18 protein-coding genes and 1 pseudogene are annotated in these 25,447 nt (G+C 41.7%); 4 read left to right on the top strand and 15 right to left on the bottom strand.

What is annotated here, in order from left to right; translation table 11 throughout:
* Positions 1-298: 298 nt before the first annotated feature.
* From V7K45_RS01995 to V7K45_RS01965, 7 genes and pseudogenes are all read right to left on the bottom strand, one after another.
* Positions 299-1,324, bottom strand: coding sequence for a S66 peptidase family protein (locus V7K45_RS01995; protein WP_334999866.1), 1,026 nt, complete (start codon positions 1,322-1,324; stop codon positions 299-301).
* Positions 1,325-1,440: 116 nt separating this feature from the next.
* A complete protein-coding gene (locus V7K45_RS01990; protein ID WP_334999864.1) occupies positions 1,441-3,882 on the bottom strand; it encodes a dynamin-like GTPase family protein in 2,442 nt (813 codons plus the stop codon).
* Between the two features lie 600 nt (positions 3,883-4,482).
* Positions 4,483-5,466, bottom strand: coding sequence for a polysaccharide deacetylase family protein (locus V7K45_RS01985; protein WP_334999862.1), 984 nt, complete (start codon positions 5,464-5,466; stop codon positions 4,483-4,485).
* A gap of 474 nt (positions 5,467-5,940) precedes the next feature.
* Positions 5,941-6,825, bottom strand: a complete 885-nt coding sequence (locus tag V7K45_RS01980) for an aspartoacylase (protein WP_334999860.1) — start codon at positions 6,823-6,825, stop codon at positions 5,941-5,943.
* Positions 6,822-7,877 carry a glutathione S-transferase family protein gene (locus tag V7K45_RS01975; RefSeq protein ID WP_334999858.1) on the bottom strand — a complete coding sequence of 352 codons (1,056 nt, stop codon included), beginning with the start codon at positions 7,875-7,877 and terminating at the stop codon, positions 6,822-6,824. The genes V7K45_RS01980 and V7K45_RS01975 overlap by 4 nt, the downstream gene beginning before the upstream one ends.
* A gap of 155 nt (positions 7,878-8,032) precedes the next feature.
* Positions 8,033-8,239 (bottom strand): annotated as a pseudogene (locus tag V7K45_RS01970) (IS66 family transposase); the annotation flags it as partial.
* Positions 8,215-8,361: a hypothetical protein gene (locus V7K45_RS01965; RefSeq protein ID WP_334999856.1), complete on the bottom strand. Its 147-nt coding sequence runs from the start codon at positions 8,359-8,361 to the stop codon at positions 8,215-8,217. The pseudogene V7K45_RS01970 and the gene V7K45_RS01965, both read right to left, overlap by 25 nt.
* Before the next feature lie 237 nt (positions 8,362-8,598).
* Between V7K45_RS01965 and katG the strand changes: the two genes are divergently transcribed.
* Positions 8,599-10,881, top strand: coding sequence for a catalase/peroxidase HPI (gene katG / locus V7K45_RS01960; RefSeq protein ID WP_334999854.1), 2,283 nt, complete (start codon positions 8,599-8,601; stop codon positions 10,879-10,881).
* A 437-nt stretch (positions 10,882-11,318) separates the two neighbouring features.
* On the opposite strand, the gene V7K45_RS01955 is transcribed toward katG, so the two are convergent.
* Entirely contained in the window at positions 11,319-13,901 is a 2,583-nt protein-coding gene (locus tag V7K45_RS01955; RefSeq protein ID WP_334999852.1) for a BsuBI/PstI family type II restriction endonuclease, read from the bottom strand.
* A gap of 118 nt (positions 13,902-14,019) precedes the next feature.
* Here V7K45_RS01955 and V7K45_RS01950 point away from each other — a divergent pair, with 118 nt between their 5' ends.
* Positions 14,020-15,006 (top strand): 2-hydroxyacid dehydrogenase, encoded by a 987-nt coding sequence (locus V7K45_RS01950; protein ID WP_334999850.1) that lies wholly within the window; start codon positions 14,020-14,022, stop codon positions 15,004-15,006.
* Positions 15,007-15,094: 88 nt separating this feature from the next.
* Here the strand turns inward: V7K45_RS01950 and V7K45_RS01945 are convergent, their stop codons facing one another.
* The 4 genes from V7K45_RS01945 to V7K45_RS01930 form a co-directional block, all read right to left on the bottom strand.
* Positions 15,095-16,885, bottom strand: a complete 1,791-nt coding sequence (locus V7K45_RS01945) for an iron uptake porin (RefSeq protein ID WP_334999848.1) — start codon at positions 16,883-16,885, stop codon at positions 15,095-15,097.
* Between the two features lie 605 nt (positions 16,886-17,490).
* Positions 17,491-17,628: a hypothetical protein gene (locus tag V7K45_RS01940; protein WP_334999846.1), complete on the bottom strand. Its 138-nt coding sequence runs from the start codon at positions 17,626-17,628 to the stop codon at positions 17,491-17,493.
* A gap of 213 nt (positions 17,629-17,841) precedes the next feature.
* Positions 17,842-18,108 carry a hypothetical protein gene (locus V7K45_RS01935; RefSeq protein ID WP_334999844.1) on the bottom strand — a complete coding sequence of 89 codons (267 nt, stop codon included), beginning with the start codon at positions 18,106-18,108 and terminating at the stop codon, positions 17,842-17,844.
* A gap of 366 nt (positions 18,109-18,474) precedes the next feature.
* The gene (locus V7K45_RS01930; RefSeq protein ID WP_334999842.1) at positions 18,475-19,599 is read right to left on the bottom strand and encodes a THUMP domain-containing class I SAM-dependent RNA methyltransferase; all 1,125 of its coding nucleotides are present in this window, start codon (positions 19,597-19,599) and stop codon (positions 18,475-18,477) included.
* Positions 19,600-19,875: 276 nt separating this feature from the next.
* Here V7K45_RS01930 and V7K45_RS01925 point away from each other — a divergent pair, with 276 nt between their 5' ends.
* Positions 19,876-21,273: a hypothetical protein gene (locus V7K45_RS01925; protein ID WP_334999840.1), complete on the top strand. Its 1,398-nt coding sequence runs from the start codon at positions 19,876-19,878 to the stop codon at positions 21,271-21,273.
* 200 nt (positions 21,274-21,473) lie between these two features.
* Here V7K45_RS01925 and V7K45_RS01920 read toward each other — a convergent pair whose 3' ends face one another.
* Together V7K45_RS01920 and hemW are read right to left on the bottom strand one after the other, a co-directional pair.
* Positions 21,474-22,361 carry a UTP--glucose-1-phosphate uridylyltransferase gene (locus V7K45_RS01920; RefSeq protein ID WP_334999838.1) on the bottom strand — a complete coding sequence of 296 codons (888 nt, stop codon included), beginning with the start codon at positions 22,359-22,361 and terminating at the stop codon, positions 21,474-21,476.
* 10 nt (positions 22,362-22,371) lie between these two features.
* Complete coding sequence (gene hemW, locus V7K45_RS01915; protein WP_334999836.1) at positions 22,372-23,553, bottom strand: radical SAM family heme chaperone HemW; 1,182 nt, start codon at positions 23,551-23,553, stop codon at positions 22,372-22,374.
* Positions 23,554-23,982: 429 nt separating this feature from the next.
* Between hemW and V7K45_RS01910 the strand changes: the two genes are divergently transcribed.
* On the top strand, positions 23,983-25,059 hold the full coding sequence (locus tag V7K45_RS01910) for a PIN/TRAM domain-containing protein (protein ID WP_334999834.1): 1,077 nt from the start codon (positions 23,983-23,985) through the stop codon (positions 25,057-25,059).
* Between the two features lie 63 nt (positions 25,060-25,122).
* On the opposite strand, the gene V7K45_RS01905 is transcribed toward V7K45_RS01910, so the two are convergent.
* Positions 25,123-25,347: a hypothetical protein gene (locus tag V7K45_RS01905; protein ID WP_334999832.1), complete on the bottom strand. Its 225-nt coding sequence runs from the start codon at positions 25,345-25,347 to the stop codon at positions 25,123-25,125.
* Positions 25,348-25,447: the final 100 nt, after the last annotated feature.

Raw genomic sequence — 25,447 nt, 5'->3', positions numbered from 1 at the left:
CCAAGAGGTGATGGCTGAACAACCAGCGATTCTAAAGTTTCTCAGTAATCCAATGGTTGGAGCAGCTTTAGGAGCGATCGCGTCTAAATGGTTTGGTCGTCATAAGTAAGCATTGCCAAACTTGATACACATAGTCCCAATACTACTTGGGTTTTGCATTTTGAACCCAAAGTTTGGTTTTGGGAAAAGGTTATAAGGGTAAGGGTTAAGGGTTTTAATTTCCCTTTTCCCCTGCCCCTTTCCCCCAAAACCCGACAAGTTGTGAGCCACTATTTTTTATTCCAACCTCTTGCCTGATTCACACAAGGCTCACAGCTGTCTCTAACATTTGTATTGTCCCAAGTTCGGCATTTATTTCCACTTCCGCACCGATTGGCAAGGTAAATTTATCCTTAATATGACCAATCATTGAACCATACCAAGCAGGAATACCTAAAGGAAGTATGTGTTGTTGCAATACTTGCATTAATGTAAATGACGGTTCATCTCCAAGACTACATTTAGTGCATTGCCCAAAGATAAAGCCAGCAATTTGATTAAGTATCCCAGCAGTTTTTAATTGCGTCAACATCCTATCTATCCGGTAAACATCCTCGCCAACTTCTTCCACAAACAAAATGCTTTTGTTCCAAGTAGGTAGGTAAGGTGAACCTACCATTGCTGATAAAACTGACAAGTTTCCACCCACAAGCTTACCCTTCGCCTTTCCCGGTGCTATGATCTCCATCCGCACTTCGCTAGGGTTGAGATTTTGCATAGTAACCGCTTCGGCATTAAATAGGATGCGCTTGAAGTAATCGACTGTAAATTGATTCCAGGTAGACGTAGCAACTGGCCCATGAAAAGTAATCATCTGACTACGGGCATTAATTGCTAACAACAGCGTCGTAATATCGCTGTAACCGATGAGAATTTTCGGATGGGAGCGGATTAGCGAGTAGTTGAGTAGGGGTAGAATGCGATTACAGCCCCAACCGCCACGCATAGGAATAATTGCTTTGATGGTGCGATCGCTAAACATCAAGTTTACATCCTGGGCGCGATCGGCGTCTTTTCCCGCTAAATAGCCGTAACGGTCTAAAATATGCTTCCCCAGCTTGACTTTTAACCCTAACTGTGAAACTGATTTCTGCGCTGCTTCGATGTCTTTAGCGTCAACGATACCCGCAGGAGAAATCAACCCTACAGTATCGCCAGCTTGCAGGCGGGGTGGCTTGCGGATGGTGTTTAGAGATGGCTTACCTTGGGCGGTAAGTGTTGGTATTTGAGTGGCTAAGGTAGCTAGTCCACAGGTTGTAAGAAATTCCCGGCGTTTGATAGTCATAACCATTCAGTTGGGGATTAAGATTCTAAAAAGTTAAATCCCCAGCAACTTTTACGAAGTCGGGGATCTGGATACCGCGAATTTTCACAAATTAAATAGGATTGCGATATATAAAATTAAACCTTTTGTACCATATCTGAAATCACAAATCCATTATTAGCGAACTTAGCATCAGTAGCAAATGAATCACCAATGACAGGCAAAAGATGATCGTATAATTGCATCGCCTGTAAACAAGTATTAATACTAGATGCTGCTGAATTATATACTGAAATATTTTCTTCAAGAATATTCAACAATCGGCGATTAGTTGCAATTTTTTCTTCAGCTTCTTTTTCTAGTGTTTTCTCTAAATAAGCACGCGCTTGTGGGTATTGCTGCAAAATCTCATCTGCTTGCCGATTTGCCATTGGGATCAATTGAGTTTTCAATGTTTGATTAATGGTTTGACGGAAAGATTTACGAATAGTATAAGAAACTTTTGGTTCAAAATCTAACTTCAATAACTGCCTAATCGCTGGTTCTGCTTCCACAATACTTTCAGCATCGTAACCTTGAGAAGTTTGTGATAAAGTTTGGCGAAATTGATATATAGAAAAAGTGCCTTCATCGTAAAATCTAGGACTTTCTCGCACAAAGCGATCGCACTCTACACTAGCTGCACTTACTAATGCTTGAGTAACTACTTTTTCTACAGTTCTTATCTCTTGTTCAATGCCACCATCATTATCTAATAAACGATACAGTTGGCGATAATATTCTGACTTGCGAATTTTTTCAATCAATCGCTGAAAATAATTTGCAACTACTTGCTGAGAAGATTCAACCAAAATATCTTCTAATTGATTTGCTAAGTAATAAAATGCCTCTACTAAAATAGCAATTAAAGGTGCGGTAGCGTTGCGAGGATGGCTGATGGTTGCACGTCGATAAGCATCAGCTACAGAAAAAGTATCTAACAATTCATCTAAACGGCGAATCATTCGTGATTGCAATTGCTTAAAATCTGCTTCAAAAGCATCACAAGAATTATTAATTACATGATTAACTTCTTCTTTGATATGCTCGCTAAATTCTCTGCCAATTTGCTGGAGTTGCTGATTTAGGCGTTGTAACTCTTGCGCCTTCATTGTCTCAATTTCTTGGGGCTGACTATCTAAATCGCGTTGGACACTCTGATAATGTTTTTTGAGCTTAATACAAACATCTTCCAAATCATCAGCAAGATTTTTAAATAATTGGGGACGCTTTTCTTCGGTAAGATAGCGAGTAATAGCTGTGCGGAATTCTTCAGTTCCACTATCTTGAATTAGCTTTTCTATCAGTTCATTTCCCCAATCTCCCAAAATCCGCACATAATTTTGATTTGGGGTTTCGTAGCCGTTAACAGAAACACGGAATTTACTGGAAGATAGCTTTCCTGAATTTACACAGTAGTTATTAAACGCATAGACAAATTGTGGTGTTTCTTCTTGGCCATCTAAACCTTTAATACTTTCTGCAAAAACAGAATCTAAACCAAATCTATCTTGTGGGCTTGTCTGTTTAATCTGACTGCCATAAAATCCTAATAATCCACTGGTTTTATAAACCTTCCTAGAATTGGCAAATTGCTCACTAATTAAATCGTCTAACCGTTGCCGTAGCTGAGTATTATACCAAGTTTCATCGATCCGGTTGAAGACATAGAAGACGCGATCGCGTACTCCCCCATTCTCCCGCATTAATTCCAAAAGTTCGGTTTCTTCTTTTGTCATATCACCCGCCGAAGCAGGTTTTAGCACACACACCACCGCCGAAGTATCAGGATGTTGAATTTTGGCATAAGTTAGTTGAGCATCTTTCTCTACTGGCGCATCTATGCCAGGTGTGTCAATAATTACATTACCATCTTGTAGCAAAGGATGATTACAGTAATATTCTATTCGCTTCAATACCGCACTATTACTTCCACGACGCGCATATCCAGCCGCTTCTTTAAGGTTAGAAAAGTTAAATTGCTCCATTGAGTATGTAGCATTAGTTACCGTGCTGATGTGATCGCTATTTGCTATATATCCCTCTAGCAACAACATTAACGCCTTCGCCTGTTTTGCACGTTCTGATTGACTCTCACCACCCTCCTGCTGAATAATCGCTTCAGAACCTTGACGTAGCAGGTTAATTACCTCAGCTTGGTTAATATTAGGTACTGTCTGAAATCCTAGTTGCTGACACAAAGAAACTGCTTGTTCTCGAATCTCTGCTTCACTTAAAAACGTCAAAACAACACGTTCTTTATCTACTTCTGCATACTCGATTTTGCATTCTGTACCTGTAGCGTGTCCCTCTGCACTGTAGAGTAATTCCCTTTCTAATAGTGCATTTATTAGCATTGATTTTCCAGCACTAAAAGCACCTGCAAATACAATTTCAAACTTCGGAGAAATCGCCTTACTTAAAGAAGTTCGTATATGTGTAATATCTTGGGAACGTAGTGTTGGTTCTTGTTGTAAAAGTTGTAATATAGATTCAACCTGCTCTTTCAAATTTTGGCACTGAAGCGGTAAATCTGACATATTCAGCATCCTGACAATATTTCTCTATATATTAGTAATATATATTGTCTTGATGGTTCAGTAAATTTCCTGAGAATTATATGTGGTTTCTTGCTAGATATTACTACTAATTAATGACTAATTATCCCAAATTATTTGTATATTTGTAGGGGTGCAAGGCCTTCATACGTGTCAACTTAAGCTAGAAATGGCTTCACTGTTGGCTTCATCACCCGCCTAGAACTAAAGTTCCAGGCTAACAGCTCAAGTCATCTAAAGATGACTAAAGATTTTCCGGGATATTTAGTCATCTTTTAGATGACTTTTGCTATGAGCAAGGAACTTCAGTTCCTTGCTGGACATCGGTTTTACGTTAAGTTGACACCAATGAAGGCCTTGCGCCCCTACTATGGAATATATTTTAACTGGAAGTTCCTTATACCAAATATGGATAGACAAGTTCTAGCTATTACCTTAACTGCTTATGGCGATAGCTAGAATCGTATTCGCGTTTTGGGAGCAGGTTTTCAGACTCATTTATCGAAACCAGTCTTTCTAGGAAAACTAGTTTAAATTGTCGCTAATTTGTTTGCTGCTCGTAATTGATAATAAATCGTATTTTTATCTCTTTTGAGGCACTAATACAGGCAGTTTACGTCCATCGGCTGCAAATTTAGCGTGTTGTCCAACAGTCAAAACATTAAACTGACTAGATATAATTTCTAAACTTTTGTTCACTATTGCCAGCTTTTTGTAGGTAGGGACACTCATACCAGGAAAAAATGAGAGTTCTGGTACATCCTCTTGACTTACGAAGTCTGTAGGATGGAGTAGCAAAGAAGGCTGGACGCGTGTAACTTTACACAGCCACAGGGCAATTCGCAGGTACAGTAACGCCACTTCCGAAGAAAATGTACTCAGAAACATTATGTAACTGAAGTGGATTGGCACTTTAAAAATTGGCATGGTGGTAACGGGAATCTCAGTCAGCTTATCCTTATCTAGTTTCCACTTGTAAGGTTTTAGAGGCTGCAAACCCTCTTTAAAACCGCCAAACAGCGCTTCCCGTTTTTTACGTTCTTCCTTGCTCAATTTACAAGTTATTAAATAATATGCTCGTGCTATGGGCCCCAAAAATGTGGGGAAAGTCGAAGCATCATATTCGTATCCCCGGCGTGCTAAGACTTTCAATACTGCTGGAGAAAAACTGTATCCTGGCCCCCGGAAGCCGATAGGATGTTGATGAGTGACGCGTTTGATATGTTCTTCGGCGAGTGCCACCTCTTCTTCAATCTCATTCTCTGAATAAAGATGTAGCCAAGGATCGTGATAGAATGAATGGTTGCCAATTTCGTGACCGGCGCTAGCGATCGCTTGTATTGCCTTGGTATTCTTTTCCAACGCTGCATCTTGACCGACAATAAATACTGTGATTGTCAAATCCCATTGCTTGAGAATATCTAAGAAACGAGGTACTGCGATATCCAGGTAAGAAGGATAAGTCTCCCAACCCGAAGCGCCCTGATTTTTTAAATAAGACCAAATATTATCCAAATCTAGAGAAAGACTGGCTATTGGTTTGTTTCTTTTTTGCTTAATTTTCATTATGAGTTCAAGTATTTAGACAATTTTAAGCGTAAATTATATTGTTAGATTTGGATTTATATCAGTAAAGTTCCATAGTTCAACTTAGGGCTGAGTTTAGAATAAACTTCAAGCCAGAATGTTCGCATCTCCTCATTTTCAAAATAAAGAGTTACTTTAAGAGCAGTATTTCATAGACATTGCCCAGATTAGTGAGACAGATTTATATCTGCTTCTCTAAAAAATATTCTCGGTAAATTAGATAATGGTTTTTCAACGCTCCTTCGATATCTATATTGATCTAACCTTTGGACAGCTTTTTACCCTGATACTTAATTACTGCTTATTAATATATTATAACCAAGATACATATAAACTTATATAAGTAGTTTTTAGCGATCGCGCTAAATATATGAAGTTATTAATAATTTTGATATTCAATTTTTATCATAACTTCCAATTAAAAGTAATTAAACAAAAATTTTGATCCATATCTTATATGTTGATTTGCTGCCTCTGGGTCAAACACATGGCAATTCCCTTTTCGTAGTAAGCTGCCTCGTTAATAAAAATTGGCCAAACAGTAGATGCACCCTCATAAACAATTGTTTTATCGTCAAAAGTTATAAAGATTGGATCTCCTGGGTTCAAGGCTTGATAATCCTTATCCTGAAGCTCTGGATGAATCATCCCAAAGATTGTACCATCAGATTTTTTTGGGTAGTCCACAACTGATAAGTGGTCATAGAGAATCAACGTTTCGTTATTTGATGGAATTTTACCCTGGTTAAACTGCTCTAGGTAATCCAGAAGCGCGCGAACAAGTTCCTCTGTTTGTTTGAACAGCGTTGCTTTTAAAAGTCCTTGGGCAATTGGGCCAACCTCGAATGCAAAGCCTAATTCGCACAGAGAATTTACAAATGGGTTTTCTGCAATTGATTTAAAAGAGCAGCGATAAACTTTAACTAAAGGATTAAGCTGGCTTAGATAAGCAGCCAATTTTAAGTTTAAGGGATGACTGTTATCAAGAATAATTGTCAGACCCATATTAGCTGTACTGCTGTGCAAGTCTAAGATGAAATCGGCTTGTTTATCCCCATTTGATATTAGGGTATCCTGAATTAATTTAGCTTGCAAATCTTCGTAACTATTCAAAGTCGGATCTTGTAAATCTTGCTTGAGAAAACAGCGATTTAAATCTTTCTCTACATATCGTCTTCCGGCGGCAAAAGCATGAGGATTTGCCAACAGAGTAACTGTCTCAAAACTCGGTCTAGTAATTAAATCGGGAAACTGGGCAAATTTTTGGACTAGGTAGGCTCCTGTAAACTCATTGCCATGAGTTCCACCGACAATTGCAACTCGATTAATCTGGTTCATGAAGCATTCACTCTGCCAATGCGCTCGCGATCGTGTGGTTGATTAAGATAAGACATATCTGGCCCATTGGGGATAATCCCACCGGGGTTGAGTGGAAATAGGTTTCCGTAGTAGTCTCGCTTCACAGTTTCTACGTCGCAAGTGTCAGCTACACCTGGAAGCTGATACAAGTCACGCAAGTAAGCTCCGAGATTTTGATAGTCTCGAATTCGTTGCTTATTGCATTTAAACAGCCCATAGTAGGCACTATCAAACCGAAATAATGTTGTGAATAACCGCACATCTGCAAGTGTCAGCTTTTTACCGCAGAGATAGCGATTAGTCTGCAATGCAAGTTCAATTTCATCGAGAGTTGCGAAAAGTTCATTGCAGGCTTGATTGTATGCTTCTTGAGTCTGGGCAAAACCGCAGCGATACACCCCGTTATTTACCGCGTGATAAATTTTTTCATTCCACCAGTCAATTTTCTCTTTAAGTTCTTCTGGGTAAAGATTTAGCGTCGGATTGTTGGCAAACTCGTTAAACTCAGAGTTCAGCATGACGATAATCTCTGAACTTTCATTATTGACGATGGTTTTTGTTTGGTTATCCCATAGTACTGGCACTGTAGAGCGCCCACTGTAGCCGGGTTCTGCCTTTTGATAAAATTCAGCCAGTGTGCGACAACCTTCTTCTTCTTGGTTAAATATCCAACCGCCTTCAATGGGCGAAGGAGAGACTATACAAACTGATATTACCGCTTCGAGTTTTTTAAGCGATCGCACAACCAAAGTTCGATGCGCCCAAGGACAGCCCAGCCCAACATAGAGTTTGTAGCGCCCCGTTGCTGGTGGGTGGGGATTCCCTGATTCTGTACCAATGAACTTGCGAAACTGGCTATTAGGACGAATATATGCTCCCGATTGATTGCGAGGAGCAAGGTTTGACATCATTAATTGCCACATACTCGTCCAGACAAACTTTCCTACCCAGATAATCAGCTTGGGAGGAAGCGACTTACCTTTCTTCTTGGGGAGCTTTTTCTCGTCATCCATTGGAGTTGAGTTAGTCATGGCGACAATTTTGCTTTGGGAGCGATCGACGTTACTGCTGTATATGCTGTTAAATTTCTAGTCCGTAGGTTTTCATATTTACACGCACCTTGAGATTTCTTACTTTACTTTACTACGCTTTGCCTGAACTGTCGGATCTATGTAAGGATTCAGGTCTAATATTGGGGAAGTAAAGAAGGGCAAGACAGACAATTATTAAAGTCAGCAATTAGAGCTTGTGCAAAAAAATCAATAACAGACCTACCTTGACGGCGACAAGTCTGCACAACTGTCAACAAATTAGCAGTATGACAAAACCGCTCCATCGAACGGGAACCAACACTAATCTTACGTTTTGTCACAGCCAAACGAAGAGAGCATTCAGTGTTTCATCTATTATGAATATTAAAGCGATCGCCTGTTCAATGATTATATCCACCAACTCTTCTTTGGACAGCTGGTTAAGACTTTCTCGGTCGATTTGTTGAGGCGCGTTGAGGTTCATGATTGTGATACTTTACCCCAAGCGTCCCCTTTGTCAATACTCTGCCACCTGAATCCTTACGACGCATCGTTGTAGCGTTTATCTGCGGCAGCAGGCATTGTAACAATGATAAGATATCGGGCATGGGCGGCAAGTGGCTTTTGAGTTGTCGTTGTGAGAGACAATAACTCTACTACGAAACGCCCTACCTCTTCATGCTCTTATTTTGGCAACGGTATTGAGAAGAGATTGGACTTTATGAATAACAACCCTCCTACCACTCCTGCACAATGTCCTTTCCGTGGAAGCCGCATTGGCGGTGCGCTAGGCTCCAAGCCGCAAACTGATGATTGGTGGCCGAACCGACTTCAGGTCGAGCTACTTCACCAAAATTTGCCCCAAGCTAACCCGCTGCGAGATTTCGATTATAAGGGAGCCTTCGCCAAGATTGACTTCAAACAGTTGAAGAGCGATATCAAAGCGCTGCTGACCGATTCGCAGGACTGGTGGCCAGCCGACTATGGTAATTATGGACCTCAAATGATTCGCATGGCGTGGCACGCCGCAGGCACCTACCGGATCGCAGACGGTCGGGGCGGAGCGAGTCAGGGTATGCAACGCTTTGCACCAATCAATTCGTGGTGGGATAATGGGAACACAGATAAATCACGACGGCTGCTCTGGCCCATCAAGCAGAAATATGGTGCGGCAATAAGCTGGGCTGATTTGATGAGTCTGACTGGCAACTGCGCGCTCGAAATCATGGGGTTTAAGACCTTCGGTTTTGGTGGCGGTCGCATTGATGCCTGGGAGGCAGATCGCGCAACATACTGGGGGCCGGAGTTCTGGAACGGCGATCCGGTTGACGATATCAAAGAACACCCTGGTCATCCTGACGAGATGGTCACTCGCACGATTCGGTGGGTTGGGAAGCCGAACGAGGAATACTACGACCTTGAGAACCCGCTAGCAGCTTCGCACCAGGCGCTAATTTACGTCAATCCAGAAGGTCCAAACGCCGAAGGCGACCCTCATGGTTCAGCGCGAGACATTCGCGAGACGTTTGCGCGTATGGGCATGAATGACGAAGAAACTGTCGCGCTCATTGCAGGTGGTCATGCCTTTGGCAAAAGTCACGGCATGGTCTCGCCGGACAAGATCGGTCCAGCGCCGGAAGCCGCGCCGATTCAGGCGATGGGCTTAGGGTGGCAGAACCCTGAAGGCACTGGGTTTGCCGAATATACGATGACGAACGGGATCGAAGGATCGTGGACTCCAAATCCAACCCAGTGGGACAACAGTTACTTAACAAATCTTTTTAAGTACGATTGGGAACAGACAAAGAGTCCAGTAGGTGCCATTCAGTGGAAGCCAAGCAATCCTGATGCGCCGAAGACACCGGATGCCCATCAACCGGGCGTTGAACATCCGTTAATGATGATGACTTCGGACGTTGCCTTGAAGGTCGATTCGACCTATCACGAAATCTGTCAGCGCTTCTTGGGTGACTTCGATTACTTCAGCGATGCGTTCGCGCGCGCCTGGTATAAGCTGATCCATCGAGACATGGGGCCGAAAACGCGCTATCTTGGTCCGGAAATCCCAGAGGAAGATTTGATCTGGCAAGATCCAATTCCAGCACTGGATCACGAGGTGGTTGATGTCGCCGATATCAATTCTCTCAAGGATAAGATTTTAGCGAGTGGGATCTCTGTTTCGGCGCTCGTGTCAGCCGCTTGGGCATCAGCATCGAGCCACCGCCATTCCGATAAGCGCGGCGGCGCAAACGGGGCACGCGTTCGCCTCAATCCCCAGAAAGACTGGGAAATGAACCGCCCGCAGGAGCTCGGCGAGGTCCTATCGACCCTTGAGCGAATTCAGGCGGACTTTAACGGTGCTCAGTTGGGCAGCAAAAAAATCTCGATCGCAGATATGATCGTCCTCGGTGGCTGTGCTGCGGTCGAAAAAGCCGCGCAAGACGCTGGGTTTTCTGTTGCCGTCCCGTTTACTCCGGGTCGGATGGATACGACTCAGGAACTGACAGATGTTGAAATGTTTAATTGGTTGAAGCCAGTTTCGGACGGTTTCAGAAATTATCACAATGAGGCGGTTGGCTATAAAGTGAAGCCGGAGCGGATCTTCCTCGATCGGGCGCAGCTCCTGACGCTGACTGCGCCTGAGTGGACGGTTCTCGTCGGCGGACTTCGCGCCCTCGATCAGAATTGGGACTATTCAAAGCACGGTAGCTTCACCGATCGACCCGGCGTCTTGACAAATGACTTTTTCCGTGTATTGACCAGTATGGACTATGAGTGGAAGCCGATAGACAATCGCGAGATGCTTTTTAACATCTGCGATCGCAAAACGGGCGAAACGAAGTTCACCGCGACACGTTGCGATCTCATCTTCGGTTCAAACGCGGAACTTCGTCAAATTGCTGAAGTCTATGGCGCTGATGACGGTCACGAGCGTATGGTCAAGGACTTCGTTGCGGTCTGGAACAAGGTAATGATGCTCGATCGCTTCGACGTTTGCGCTTAACAGACTAGTGGTCTGGCAAGTGAACTTGGCGGGGTAAAGGGTAAGGGGGAAGGTGGGGCCCCCTCTGGGGATAAGGGGCGGGGGGAAAGGTTTTAAATCCCTTACCCTTTCCCCTTTCCCCTTTCCCCAGCCCCCACCCAGCATTTTTGGGTTGGCAGACTACTAGCTAAATATTGACGCGCACTGAAGATTGCCTCCAAAGATGGCGATATATCAACTCAGCCTCGTAAATTGGCGAAGGTATTGATATTAGACTTCTTGGCATTTGTAGGGAAAAGGGTAAGGGGGAAAGGGAAAAGGAATAAAAAACCTTTCCCCTTTGACCTTTCCCCTTTTCCCGCAAGAGTGCAAAAGTAACTTTTGCAAGAGGTCTATTGTGGATACTGATATTGCCTTAACGCTTCTTTTTACACAGATGATCAAAAATTAAAAATAGTTTATTCCGTTTCAGAATCTCTATCCATTTTGTAAGTCTGTAATAAGTAGTCTCCATTAAAGTGAATGAGATGAGTAGAATCTTCCGCAGCCCAAACATCGGTTTCCCAAGCAATTTCAGCCAAATATTCCACCATCGCTTTCCGACTTAAAAAAGTTGTCACCATGACAATGGGTATTTTTAGATCGGCAAAGATAACTTCGAGTTCTTTCTTCCGTTTAGGGTTAATTGGGCCATGAGAAGTTACAGCTTCAATTAAAACTAGCCAATCATTTTTTAGATAATGGATAATTACATCAGGCATTTTACCATAAGAATCGATAGTAACACCTAAATCTTTCAATGCTTTTTCATTAAAATGTGCGAATTTTTCATCTGTATCACCAACATAAATCAGTTTTCCTCCAGGTGTAAAACGTTCTGCAAATTCCTTAATAATCTTTTCGATCAGAATATTCTGTCCACCTGGCGATAGAGTTTTTACCTCTCCTTCAATCACTATCGGAATACGCGATCTTTCCCGCTCCTGAGCATATCGTTTTTTCAAAGTTTCAACTGAAGAAAGGTAAGTATGAATACTCTTTTTCCATTCAGTAGTTCCATAAGTACGTAAGAGTTCAAGCGCACTTTCTTCAATTTGATATACTGTTTTCGGACTGTTAACGGGGCGTTCAGGTGCATCTGGATTTACAATTATCAAAGCCGCATCTAAGAATTGATGGATTGTTTGGCGGCGAACAGTTTCCCGTGTATTAGGTTTATATGTTTTGCCATAGTGCAGTGCCATAAATTCCATCATTGGCGTAATTCCCATTAGGGGAGATGCAGCAGTTTCCCAAGGATATGTTGGTTTTAAGTTAAGTAGAGCCAGCAGTGTTAAGGCTGAACGTTCATTAAGTTGTGCCCGTGGAAGTCCAAGTTCCATTAGAATTTGTAGTGCTTCATCAATACGGGTTTTAATTATTAAGGGGTTGTTTTCAGACTGATTGCTCATACTCAGTAACTCTTCTTGCAAAAGTTGATCGATTTCTTGCTGTGATGGAAAATGCTCAGTAATATATAGCCCTATAGTCATAAGTTGTGCTATTGTCGGATATTTTAAATTTCGTAAATCGCTTGCATTAACCTGAGTATGTCCATTAAATAGCCGGAAAAATGCGTCAACGAGGCTAGAGTTAAGATAAGCAGCAAGACCACGTGCTAGGGTAAGATTAAGTCCTCTTCCATTGTTGTGAAAATAATTCAGGTGATTTTCAAAACCTACCCAAGAACAATTAATTTTGTTGGCATCATATACAACAGCAACAATTCGTTTTCTTTCCTCTTTAGAGGAGAATCGTTTAGTCAAAACATAATGTTCATTTGGTACTAAAAGAGATACAGTTTCTTCTGCATAGACCAGAGATTGGTGTTTTTTCGTTACTTTGGGATACTCAACATATCCTGCTGAAAAATTCACTGGATAAATCAAAGGAACAGTGTCTTTTTGTGGTATTAAACATAGATATTCTTTAGCACGGAAATCTACCACACGTCCTGTTGATACAGTTAATTCTAGGTCTTTTAATGTGCAGGTAAAATTAGCCATTTTTTCAATGACCTGCTGACTTAATGTATCGGGGATAATGTGGATAAATTGTTGCGAGTCGTTGGGAAGAACTATCTCTGTATAAGCTAAGGAATTTGACAGCATAAAATCATCATCAGCTTTTGAACTTGTACTAATGATTACATTGTCAAATTTTGATTTTTGTTTGACAGCATGAATAATAATTGTTTCCTGCAAAACTTCATCATCACTAAAAGTTTCCTGTCTGGATTCAAAAAGATGTATCCGGTCTAAAGCCATGATTTCCAAAAACATTCTGCGGAAGTCTCTAAAATATGGCCCATTACAGAAACTACGCGGCGAAATAGCTACAAGCTCTCCTTTTGATTCAAGAAGCTGAACTGTAGCAGCGATAAAACCTGTATATAGATTGCTGGCTTCTAATCCTATAGAACGTAACAAATTACGAACTTTGGAATGAGCATTAATTTTTAAATATGGGGGATTGAGAATAGCGTGGGTAAATCTGCAATTGTCAGGATTATCGAACAAACTAGGCTGAAGATGTCTGACTGTATCCTCAATAAAATCCGTATCTCGGATTTCATAGTTTAAAGAGATCCCAGCTATTTGACATTCTCTATCACATAATTTCAATGTCTGATGCAAATACCCAATCAGAAAAGGATCAATTTCATAGGCAACAATATCTAAATTGGCTGGGCGTTTTTGGCTGTGACAAAGTTTAGCTACAAAAGCTGCAAGTAATGAGCCAACTCCTGCTCCAGCATCAAGTAAATATATTTGAGGAAGATCGAGTTTGCCAAACATCCCAACCATTAATTCTGCTACTGAAGCAGGAGTCAAAAATTGGCCCAGTTTTCCTTTTTGCTTTTGATCCTGTTTCAAGCTTGCAGCAATCCTCAGAAGGTCTACTTCACCAAGTAAGTTTCTGGCAGAACATTTCGACAAGCTTTTGAATTCCAACGGCTTGTGATGATTGTCTGTAGACTCTCTACTGCTTGATTGGAACATCACGGCTCATTTTCACAGAACAAAAACCAACTTTATCAGGTTTTGAATTTCCGCCATGATATTTTAAGGACAAACCGATGCAAGAAGCGTCTCTTTTTCCAAAAATTACTTTAAAACTATGCTTCAAGCTAAAGTCTTCGTCACTCGTCGCTTACCCATCGAATTAGAGCAACTACGATCGCTCGCCACCGTCGAAGTTTGGCCAGAACGCCAACCCCCTCCATACGAAATTTTACTAGAAAAGGTCAAGGAAATAGATGGATTGCTATGTCTGCTGACTGACCAAATCGATCGGCAACTCATCGAGTCTGGAAAACTCAAAGTCATCAGTCAAATGGCGGTGGGTTACGATAACATTGACATTGCCGCCGCTACGGCACGACAAATTCCCGTCGGTAATACTCCTGGGGTGTTAACCGATGCTACCGCAGATTTTGCCTGGGCATTACTAATGGCAGCTGCACGGCGAGTAGTGGAGGCAGATCGGTTTACTCGTGCAGGTTTGTGGCAGACTTGGGAACCAGATTTGTTATTGGGGCCAAATGTTACGGGTGCTACCTTGGGTATTGTTGGTTTTGGGCGCATTGGTCAAGCGATCGCTCGTCGTGCCAAAGGGTTTGAAATGCAAATATTGTACGCGAGTAGGCAACGATGCAGCCCAGAATTAGAAGAATCTTTAGGTGTGGAGTTTGCTACGTTAGAACACTTACTGCAAAATTCTGATTTTGTGACACTGCATACACCATCGGCTGATGATACTTATCATTTAATTAGCGATCGCCAATTTGAATTGATGAAGCGATCGGCTATTTTGATTAATACGGCACGAGGAACTATTGTAGATCCAGATTCTCTGTACCGTGCCCTTGCAAGTGGTCAAATTGCTGCTGCGGCTATCGATGTCACCGAACCAGAACCGATTCCCAGCGATAGCCTATTGTTGACGCTAGAAAATCTAATTATTGCCCCGCATATTGGCAGTGCTAGCCGTCAAACACGCTCAAAAATGGCAACAATGGCGATCGCTAACTTAATTGCGGGATTGAGGGGCGATCGCTTGGCTAATTGTGTCAACCCTGAAATTTATAATTCACGCCTGATGTGAATTATGAACGCCCTCAATCTAGTACCGCAAGGCGAAATTCAAAAGGGACGCATAACTATGCGTCCCTAAAGCAAATTGCTGTAAACCTTTAGAAGGTGAAAGTTGTTCTCAGCGTACCGATAATTGCATCATCGTTGTTGCTGTTTTGACCAGGAGAGGTCAACCAGATTACGCCAGGGGTGATTGAGATATTATCTGACACGCGATACTTGTAAAAGCCTTCAAAGTGATAAGGTATATCATTACCAGTACCAGCAAAAGCTCCACCTCGGTTAAAGGCATAAGGTTCAGCACCAGCAAAAATCCCTAAAACGTTACCCTTTTTACCGAAGTCAGGTAAGGCTACCCCAAGACCGTAGCTCCAAGCTTCATAATCATCACCAGCACCAAAGCCTGTGATATCGTGGTAAGAAACGAAGCCACTGACTGATAGTTTGTCGCTGGGTCTGAAAGCTGCTTCTATACCGTAAGAATTACTGGAAGATCCGTTTAAGGTAGTTAGGGTGTTAGCTTGACCAGTACCTACGACGCGGTTAGTACTACCCAAACCACCACCTAGATCGAATAAATTACCACCTCCAGCACCATGATAACCGTGAACGTAGGTAGCAGCTATAGATAAGCGATCGCCAACACTAAAGTTCAACTGTCCCAAGGCTGCATAGTTACCCTCTAATAAACCTTGATTTGGCCCAGGATTATTAGCATTTGATGCCAAGTAGCCGATAGTTAGTGAACTTGGTTTGAAAAAGCTGCCACCTTTACCAAAGGGTAAAGTCAGTGCTGCACCGGCACCACCACCAATGCGATAAATCGGACTTTCAGAAGCAAAGGAAGACAAAGCACCATTACCACCATCAAAGTCCTCAAAGTAAGGGTTGTTAGTGGCAACATAATCGCTATGAATACCTCCGGTGCCCGCAAAGTAGACTTGGGCTGGGCCTATGGGTACGTAATACGCTAGCCAGTCGATAATGACACTGTTGTTAGTAGTGCTGCCGATTTGAAATGTTTGTGTGCCTTCAGCAGTATCGATCCCAACACCATTATTCCCTACTTGTGTAAAGGCTAGTGCATTACCGGCTGCAAGACGGGTGTGTAAAACGTCTTTACCCGTGAAGCTGGTTTGCAAGTCTAAACGTACCCTATCTTGGAAGACAGTATTATTTGCATCGCCAGTATTATTGCCAAATATATCAGTAGCGACAAAAATGGCTTCACCCACCAATTTTGTGGTAGTAGAAAACTGATTGGCTTCTAGTTCAGCAGTCCGTGCTTCTAGAGAATCTACTCGACCGCGTAGAGTTGCCAGTTCTGCTGAGAATTCCTCTTGCAAACGCTGGAGAGTCGCCAAATCCTGTTTTGTCACCAAGTCAGCAGTTGCTGTGGCAATCAGTTCATTAACTCGATCTAAACAAGCATTCAAACCAGCAGCAAACTCATAACGAGTCAGTGCCCGATTGCCTCGGTAAGTAGAATTTGGGTATCCAGCAATACAACCGTAGCGCTCAACCAAGGATTGCAAAGCTTGGAATGCCCAATCAGTCGGCTGTACATCAGAAAATTGAGAAACTGATGTGACTTGAGACAATGAATTCTGGTTTTTGCCTTCGTTGCTGTAGCGATTAACCCCTTCTAAAACCTTATTTTCATCAGCCTTTTGAGCAATCAATTGCTGATTAACTTTTGATTGCTCTGTTTGAATGAATATTGATGAAGCATTAGCAGCTATTGGTGCTTCTGTCTGAGCAGCTTTTGGCTTTATATTTTCAGAAGAACTTGCTACTTCAGCAGCAGCTATAGCCTTAGCGGAAACCAACACCGTCACTCCCAAAACTACTGGACTTAGTACCAGAGTTTTCCACAATAGATGAGACATTTTTATTTTCCTTTCCCAAAAAATAACCAAAATCCGTTGGTTCAAGAAAAAGAGAATAAGTGATTATTCTACTTGTTGGGAATCTTATCAGATTGCTGTTACTTAAGCTATATATCTAAGAAAAATTTTACAGATAAGGAATCTTCACATTTTGCAGATGGCTTCTTTGCCAAAAGGCTGAGTTTATCAGGTAATTTTGGTCGATTTTCTGCTATTTATGGACTTTAGCTTCTTGTTTTTTACCATGAATTGCGGTAGTTGCTTTTTATCTTTAAATTCATTCCTGCATCAAGAAAGTGTATTTATCTATGGGGTTTTAATTATAAATGAGTAATTATTGATTATTAATTATTTTGAACCTCCAACCTGCCGAATGTCAGATAAATCAATACCGTTCGGTTAAGCTCAAAATTCTTAGTAAAGACACAAAATTTTACTTTTTACCGCTGCACTAACGCGTTTCTACACTCTGAAAATCAGTATCAAAAATCTTTACCCAAGGAGATTTGGATATAAATCTTAGTGTCAATAATTTTTAATAGTAGCCATTTTTGTGTTGGGATAGCAACCCCAAATACATCTCAATGCTTTATTAAGCCCTTAATTTAGGCAGATAATTTTTCATCACTATCGGCAGTTGTTGCTTCTAATCCCAGAATGTGATACATCTCTGATTCAGATGTTCCGTGCATCGTCCGCATATCGTCATCTGCACTAACTATTAAATGTCCAAGAGTGTACATTAGACCTCTTGCAAAAATGTATTTTTGCAAGAGAGGGAAAAGGGAAAAGGTTAAAGGGAAAGGATTTTGAGTTTATTTGCCCTTTACTCCTTTCCCTTTTCCCCCACTTTTGCAAGAAGTCTATTAGCGTGAAGTTGCGATTTCCTCCATAACTAGGTCGGAATAAGTTTTTGACTAGTGATTCTAGCTTGCGATCGCATCGCAGTGCAGAATTTATCCGATTGTTAAAGCTGGTTCTTTACAGAAGTTAAATAGGGCTGACTCTGTTTCTGATTCATCTTCAAATACAGCAGAGATGTACCATTCACAGGGCGAACCATTCGTATATTCAGCCCAAGCAATTGTTGCTGTTTCACCTGATGGAATCCCTGACTCACCCAAGTTAAATGAGGCCCACTCTCGATCGTCGACAGATACCCACAACTCTGTAATTGCCAATTCGGTTTTATTGGTAACGGTAAAGGTGAATTGGTCTGACATAAATAGCCTTGCCTTTTAACGATAAATAAATTGCAAATTGTCAGTCACTAGATTATACTGCCACTTGTTTCAAAAGTTGTTATACTAACTGCCAGAATATAGACTTATAGCATTTCACTATCAGGTTGATACATTTAGGTAAGCAGAGGGGCAGAGGAGCGCAGGAAAGGGTTGGCAGGTTTTACCTAACAGATTATGAGGCAATTTATAAGCGCGACAGCTTACAAACCGGAAATAGCAAAATCCGATCGATTCTGCCTTAATACAGTTTTGCGTAAAAGCGTAGCATTTTTAATGTAGGGGGATGCATTGGCATTGCAAGGTATTGGCAAATTTAATTCTCTACGAATTCATGAAATGCTGTACTTAATACAGTTCATATTTCATTAACTGACAAGGCAACGCTCCGTTGTACACCGCAATTCGCTTAGATGATTTTAGCCCAATCGATTGAGACAGTTCCTTGTTGCCACTCAGGACAAAGGCAGTCCAGCCTTTGAAGCGTTGTTTCAATACATCGCCCAAAAGTTTATAGAACGCTCCTAAATCGCTATCTCGCCCCAGCCGTTCGCCATAAGGTGGATTGCAGAATAAAACCCCGGTATCTGCGGGAGCGACAACATCGGTAAGTTCCATTTGAGAAAACCATACATGGTTATCAACGCCGCAGTTTTGAGCATTGTTAATCGCTTGCTCGATTATATTTTCATCGCGATCGCTTCCCCAAATAGGTGCGGGAAGAGTATCCAGTTGGCTGTCCTTAGCTTCTTGGAGCAGCTTTTCTAAAAGGGGCAGATCGAAATCGAGCCAATTTTCAAATCCAAAGCTATCGCGAAACAGTCCGGGTGCGATGTTCAGTGCCTTTAAGCAAGCTTCCAGGGGTAAAGTGCCAGATCCACACAAAGGATCGTAGAACATCTGGTCTGGTTGCCAGCCTGAAAGCTGAATGAGAGCCGCAGCGAGAGATTCCTTGAGAGGGGCTGCTCCCACCGCAGGACGGTAGCCTCGGCGATGCAGACTATTTCCCGAACTGTCGAGTTTGACGGTACAAAAGTCGCGTTCAATATGAACATTAACCCGCACATCTGGTTCATGAAGCTCTACATTTGAACGCTCGCCCAGATTTTCTTTTTGTTGGTCAACGATCGCATTTTTGACCTGAAGAGATGTGAAGTGGCTGTGGTTGAGGCAATCGTTTTTGCCCGTGACATTCACTGCCAGCGTCATATCTGGCGTCAAATAGTTTTGCCAATCGATAGTCTGGATACCGCGATAGAGATCCTTGGCATCAAGGCATGGAAACTCATTGATATTCACCAAGATTCGGAACGGCAGCCTAGCCCAGAGATTGACGCGATAAAGTAAAGTGCGATCGCCCTCAAAGGCTACACCGCAAAACCCCGGCTCTACGGAATGGGCACCCAGTTGCTCTAACTCCTGAGCCGCAAGGGTTTCTAATCCGCGAGCAACCGTTGCAAAATACTGATTCATCCTCTAATCCAAAGCATTATCTTCACTGCTCACCCATTGACGCACTTTAGCTTAACTTATATCTGGTAACATTCTCTCTCGTTAAGTCTGCAACTATAACCGTTAAGTAAAGTAGAGGCAGGAGTCAAGACACAGTAAATATTGTTGGAAAGAGATTATATTTTCTTCAGTTTAAGTACTATCTTAAATCAATTAACCTTGCTAATATCAAGCTGAAATAGCATTCAGACACTTTGCAATACAACCCATCAATAAAAATAATCAGAGGGAAAAACTGTGAGTTTAGTATCTGATATTGTTCTGCTGCAAGACTTAACATCTTCATCTAATGAGGGTGTAGTCCAGCTTAAAGCCGTACTTCCGGCGACGGTAAATCGCTTAACCAACCCGAAGTTAGCAAATATATTTGGTGATGACCTGAAATTTGGTATTGCCTCTTTCAAGGATAAGCCAATACCGCCTTTTGGGGGTTACGCTGACTATGTATATAAACCAGAAGTTGCTTTGACAAATAATGTCACAACAGTTAAAGAGAAAATCTTTGACTTTGAAGCTTTTGGTGGCAATGATGGGCCAGAATCACAATTAGATGCACTTTTGTTCGCAGCTTTAGATAGCGGTGGCAGTCTTGGTTACAGAGTAGGTTCATTTCGTGTCGCGATCGTAGCCACCGATAGTATTTATCACGTTGCCGGCGATCGCGCAGCAGTTTTTCCAAGTGATACTATTGCCAATAATGGAGATGGGATAGCTGATGCTTTTGAAGATTATCCACAGGTCGAACAAGTAAAAACTGCGCTAGAAGCAAATAACATTATTCCAATTTTTCTAACTACGAGTAATGTTGCAGCCAATTACGAGACACTAGTTACCCAGCTTGGTCGAGGTGGTGTACTGACTGTTGGTTCTACAAGTGAGAATCTTGCCGATCTCATAAAAGAGGCAGTTGCTCGAGCTAGAAATGTAATCAGTACTGATGTCACTACAACCAAGGGAGACGATAACTTTAGTTGTGGGAATTTTTCGGCTGGCAATCAGGTTATTTTTGCTGGGGATGGTGATGACAATATTTCGCTTTCTGGTGTTATTGGTAATCATTACATTGATGGGGGGGCAGGTTCTGATATCCTTTTTGGTGGAGCTGGTGCAGATATCATAGATGGGGGTAGTGATGACGACAACCTTGTGGGAGGCAAAGGTGATGATATTCTTTTTGGCAGTAGTGGAAAAGATATTCTGATCGGCAACCAAGGTAACGATTACCTACAGGGAGATAGTGGAGACGACTTACTAGAAGGAGGCGCTGGTGCAGATAAGTTTGCATTTGCAACAGGATCGAAGTTTAATATTAGGGAACTTGGAGTTGATACTATTAGGGACTTCACTCCTGAGCAAGACAAGATCCAACTATCCAAATCTACCTTTACGGCTCTAAGTAACTCAGTCTTCCCGACTCAATTAAATTCCGCAGACTTTGCCACAGTTACAAACGATACTTTAGCTGCAAGTAGTAGTGCAGCGATAGTTTATAATAGCGCAAATGGTAGTCTCTTTTATAACCCTAATGGTTCGGCGGATAATTTTGGTGAGATTAATTCTGGGGGTAAATTTGCACAATTAGATGGTACCTCTTTTCTTGCTCTAACTACCGCTAGTTTTGAGATAGTTTCTTAAGGTTTGTGTCTGATTTAGAGTCCTGCATTTTGTAACTCATCTATCTGAAAACTGCTTTAACAAAAAAAGAGGCGATCGCCAGGAGCAAATTAAACGGTATATTTTCAAGATGCCTCTGCTTACCTCAATAGACTACTATCTATTTGAAGCATTTTAAAAAGTGAGATCCTCCCAGACAAAGCAATTGAACTGAGATTAATCTATATTTTTCTAAAATCAATCATTGTCTGCCGATAAGCATCTGGCAAACCTGTATCAAAACACTTGCCTTTAACAACATATCCTGTCATTCCCTCTTCCTGACGCAATCTTTCAAGACAAGATGTTAACTGAAATTCACCTCTTTCTCGGAAGTTTTGGTTGATATGTTCTGCAAGAAAGTCAAAAATTTTCGGACTTAGTAAATATAAGCCAAATATACATAAAAAATTATTTTCTGACATTCCCTCTACACGTAAATGTTCTTGTGCATACTCAAGAGTTGGTTTCTCATACAGTTGGGTAACTGACAAAATCGAGTTTAACTCTTGCCAAACTCCTGTTACACATCCAGCTTGATGAATAATTTCTGCTGGCATTGTCGTTAAGCCAATAACGTTTTGATTAACTTGTTCGTAAACATCTAAAACTTGACGCGCACAAGATTTTTCAATGTCAGATGCATAAATGTGGTCGCCCAACATAAGCAAAAACGGCTCATTTTGTACCCAATCCTTGGCACAAAATACCGCATGACCATAGCCTAATTGTTCCTCTTGTAACAAAATGGTAATTCTGCTACCTAAATCTTCCAAATCTCGGCTATATTCTTGATTTTGTGGTGAAAGTTTTTCTAAAAGTTCTTTTTTGGGTGGGTTTTTCAATAAATCTGCAAATATTTCTTTGTCATTTGGCTGCACCACAATCCCTATTTCTGTAATTCCAGCACTAATTGCTTCTTCAATAATTGCAAGAATCACAGGTTTTGCCCTACCATCTCGATCGATAATTGGGAAAAGTTCTTTTTTGACAACTTTAGTAGCTGGAAACAAACGAGTACCGAAACCAGCTACCGGAATCACAGCTTTTCTAACTTTATTTTTTTGCATAAGCAGTTCATCACCCCAACTTTTCAAACAATTCCGCTAACACCACATTAGAAAACAAAAACCCTTGGGGATCGATCAAACGCAATCTTCCCTTTGCAACTTCCACCCAACCTTTCTCAAAATACAATTGCAAACACCGACAAATCTCCTCCACCTTCTCTTCGCCAAACGCCTCTACCAACGTCGCTAAACTCAAACCTTCTGCCAAACGCAACCCCAACATTAACGTTTCTAACAATACTTCCTTTGGGGGGGTAACATCACAATCAATTACAGCGCCAGCTTGTACCCACTGATAATACTCTTTAGTTTTACGCGGACGGGTGAATCGTTTCCCCTCAACATAACTCGCCGCACCCATGCCAAAGCCATAATAAGGGCAGTTTTCCCAATACACTCGATTATGCCGACATTGATGGCCAGGTTGAGCATAATTGGAAATTTCATAATGTTCATAACCTGCACTAGTTAAAACCTGCTGCCCCATCTGGTACATTTTGACTGTGGCTTCATCCGTAGGCAAAGGAGTATCGCCAGGTTTGTAGTAACGACCAAAGGCTGTACCTGGTTCGATGGTAAGATCGTAAATGGAAATGTGAGTGGGTGCAATCGCTACGGCTTTTTCTAAGGAATCCTGCCATTGATCCAAAGACTGATGCGGCAATCCAGAAATTAAGTCTAAGCTAAATTCGGGAATCTCGACTTGGTGGATTAGTTCCACAGCTGCAAAAATATCTTCAACTGAGTGCGATCGCCCCGCCCTTTGCAATAATTCTGATTGAAAGGCTTGTACGCCCAAGCTTACCCGGTTCACGCCTGCACTGCGATAGCCTGCTATGTGGGCTAAATCAAAGGTACCTGGGTCAATTTCCATAGAAATCTCTGCCCCAGACGCAATCCCAAAATGCTTCTCTAGTTCTGTCAGTATCCTTTGTAACTGCTCTATTGAGAGCAACGAAGGAGTACCACCACCGAAGAAAATTGTCTTCAGAGGTTGACCAAAGGCTGGTGTAATGGCAATTTCTTGACATAACACCTCAACATATTGGGAGATAGTACCAGATGTTTCGCCTCGCAAGCGATCGCCCACAACAGATACCGGGAAATCACAATAAAAACATCGCCGTCTGCAAAAGGGAATATGCACATAAGCAGAACTCGCAATTCCCGAAATACTAAATTTTTTACTCATTTTGAGAAAAGTTTTAAGTTAATTCAACTGCGAATTAGAGACAATAAAAATGAGATAAGAATTTAGGAGTCAGGTGGTCACTGAGCGTAGTCGAAGTGAGCCAGGAGCCAGAATAATTGTAAAATCAAGCGTGTAATAACTTCTTGATTTTATTAAAATTATTAAGTTTGGGTATCAAAGTCTTCTTAATTCTGACTTCTGGATTCTGGATTCTGAATTCTTACAAAATGAGTAGTTTATTTACAAGTTTTTGTCTTTTTACAACAAAACAATGAAAAATATTAAGATAAAAGCCTTTAGTTATAATAATTGCAGATATTGTCAGCCTAAACCCTTAGTGTAAGTCAATATCGATCATTTTATCTTACCGATGAGATAAAAAATACTTAACTTTATCGGTTAACACAGTTGCAGGAAAACAAGACAACCATGCTTGACGCCATTATTATTTTCTCATTTATCCTTGCAGCGTCGGGAATAGGGTTCTACAGCATTGAACTACTACCCAATGGCACCCTAGATCAGGTAACGAATCTAGAAGCTTTACGCTTAGTTGTTGCCGTCTTTGCCGCTATTATTGGTGGTGCGATCGGGCTGAGTTTCCAGACGACATATCGTCGCCTAGAATCACAAATCAAAGAAATGCCTCTGGAAGCGATCTTAACTCGTGCGATCGGCTTAGTGATTGGGCTATTACTAGCTAACCTGATGCTAGCCCCACTATTTTTGCTACCCATCCCGGCAGATTTTGGATTTATTAAGCCATTAGTGGCAGTTGTTGGTAGTATTATCCTCTCCGTTACTGGCATGAATTTGGCAGACACCCACGGACGAGGCTTATTGCGGTTCATTAATCCCAACACCGTTGAATCGATGGTAGTAGAAGGAACATTAAAACCAGCCAATACCAAAGTTCTAGATACTAGCTGTATTATTGATGGTCGTATTGAAGCCTTACTAGAAACAGGGTTTTTGGAAGGGCAAATTCTCGTACCGCAGTTTGTCTTGCAAGAACTCCAACAAGTAGCGGATGCTAGCAAAGACCAAAAGCGGGTACGGGGAAGGAGAGGACTAGAAATTCTCAACCGTATTAAGGAAGATTATCCCGATCGCATCCTGATTAATGCAGTTGACTACGAAGATATTCCCACAGTGGATGCCAAGTTAGTACGTTTCGCTCAAGAAATCAGCGGTACATTGCTAACCAACGACTACAACTTGTCTAAAGTCGCCAGTGTTCAAAAAGTACCTGTTTTGAATGTGAATGATTTAGTGAATGCCGTCCGTCCCAGTTATTTACCTGGCGACAACCTGGATTTAAAAATTCTCAAGGAAGGCAAAGAACCCAGTCAAGGCATTGGCTATCTAGATGACGGCACAATGGTAGTTGTTGAAGAAGGTAGCAGTTATGTGGGTGGTGAACTGCGAGTAGTAGTTACCAGTGCTTTGCAAACTACAGCAGGAAGAATGATTTTTGCCAAACCCCAAGCTTCAGCGTTGGCGTGAAACAATGGGATGTTCAATTCGAGTGACACTTATTAATCGGTGCAGGTTGACTGCACCGATTATTTATTGATTGGACTCACTTGCCTGTAAATACTGTAACTGCTCAATTGATAACCCTGTGACTCTGCCAATCGCCTCTAATGGCATACCAGTACTAAATAGATTTTTTGCCACTTCAAGTAACGCTTCAGCCTTGCCTTCAGCCTTGCCTTCAGCCTTGCCTTCAGCCTTACCTTCTTGTAGAATGTCTTGATAAATCGCTGACTCGCGCATAATATCTGACCTCAAAACTCTTGGTTCTTCAGTACTTCTTATGCTAAATTATTAGTTGCAAATTCAAAAGGATATTAAAAATTGTATTAATAAATTACTAAAAGCATTGCGATTA

The organism is Nostoc sp. (genome assembly GCF_036917375.1).
Taxonomy (GTDB): Bacteria; Cyanobacteriota; Cyanobacteriia; order Cyanobacteriales; family Nostocaceae; genus Nostoc.
The sequence above is the reverse complement of the archived record's forward strand: the minus strand, read 5'-3'. Positions and strand labels throughout refer to the sequence as shown.

Excerpts from the sequence above, each read along its gene's own strand:
- V7K45_RS01965 (WP_334999856.1), bottom strand. The coding sequence starts at position 8,361 with ATGAACCTCAACGCGCCTCAACAAATCGACCGAGAAAGTCTTAACCAG.
- V7K45_RS01940 (WP_334999846.1), bottom strand. The coding sequence starts at position 17,628 with ATGTACACTCTTGGACATTTAATAGTTAGTGCAGATGACGATATGCGG.
- V7K45_RS01945 (WP_334999848.1), bottom strand. The coding sequence starts at position 16,885 with ATGTCTCATCTATTGTGGAAAACTCTGGTACTAAGTCCAGTAGTTTTG.
- V7K45_RS01950 (WP_334999850.1), top strand. The coding sequence starts at position 14,020 with ATGCTTCAAGCTAAAGTCTTCGTCACTCGTCGCTTACCCATCGAATTA.
- V7K45_RS01985 (WP_334999862.1), bottom strand. The coding sequence starts at position 5,466 with ATGAAAATTAAGCAAAAAAGAAACAAACCAATAGCCAGTCTTTCTCTA.
- hemW (WP_334999836.1), bottom strand. The coding sequence starts at position 23,553 with ATGAGTAAAAAATTTAGTATTTCGGGAATTGCGAGTTCTGCTTATGTG.
- V7K45_RS01990 (WP_334999864.1), bottom strand. The coding sequence starts at position 3,882 with ATGTCAGATTTACCGCTTCAGTGCCAAAATTTGAAAGAGCAGGTTGAA.
- V7K45_RS01975 (WP_334999858.1), bottom strand. The coding sequence starts at position 7,877 with ATGACTAACTCAACTCCAATGGATGACGAGAAAAAGCTCCCCAAGAAG.
- V7K45_RS01930 (WP_334999842.1), bottom strand. The coding sequence starts at position 19,599 with ATGAATCAGTATTTTGCAACGGTTGCTCGCGGATTAGAAACCCTTGCG.
- V7K45_RS01995 (WP_334999866.1), bottom strand. The coding sequence starts at position 1,324 with ATGACTATCAAACGCCGGGAATTTCTTACAACCTGTGGACTAGCTACC.
- V7K45_RS01910 (WP_334999834.1), top strand. The coding sequence starts at position 23,983 with ATGCTTGACGCCATTATTATTTTCTCATTTATCCTTGCAGCGTCGGGA.
- V7K45_RS01980 (WP_334999860.1), bottom strand. The coding sequence starts at position 6,825 with ATGAACCAGATTAATCGAGTTGCAATTGTCGGTGGAACTCATGGCAAT.
- V7K45_RS01935 (WP_334999844.1), bottom strand. The coding sequence starts at position 18,108 with ATGTCAGACCAATTCACCTTTACCGTTACCAATAAAACCGAATTGGCA.
- V7K45_RS01920 (WP_334999838.1), bottom strand. The coding sequence starts at position 22,361 with ATGCAAAAAAATAAAGTTAGAAAAGCTGTGATTCCGGTAGCTGGTTTC.
- V7K45_RS01955 (WP_334999852.1), bottom strand. The coding sequence starts at position 13,901 with ATGTTCCAATCAAGCAGTAGAGAGTCTACAGACAATCATCACAAGCCG.
- katG (WP_334999854.1), top strand. The coding sequence starts at position 8,599 with ATGAATAACAACCCTCCTACCACTCCTGCACAATGTCCTTTCCGTGGA.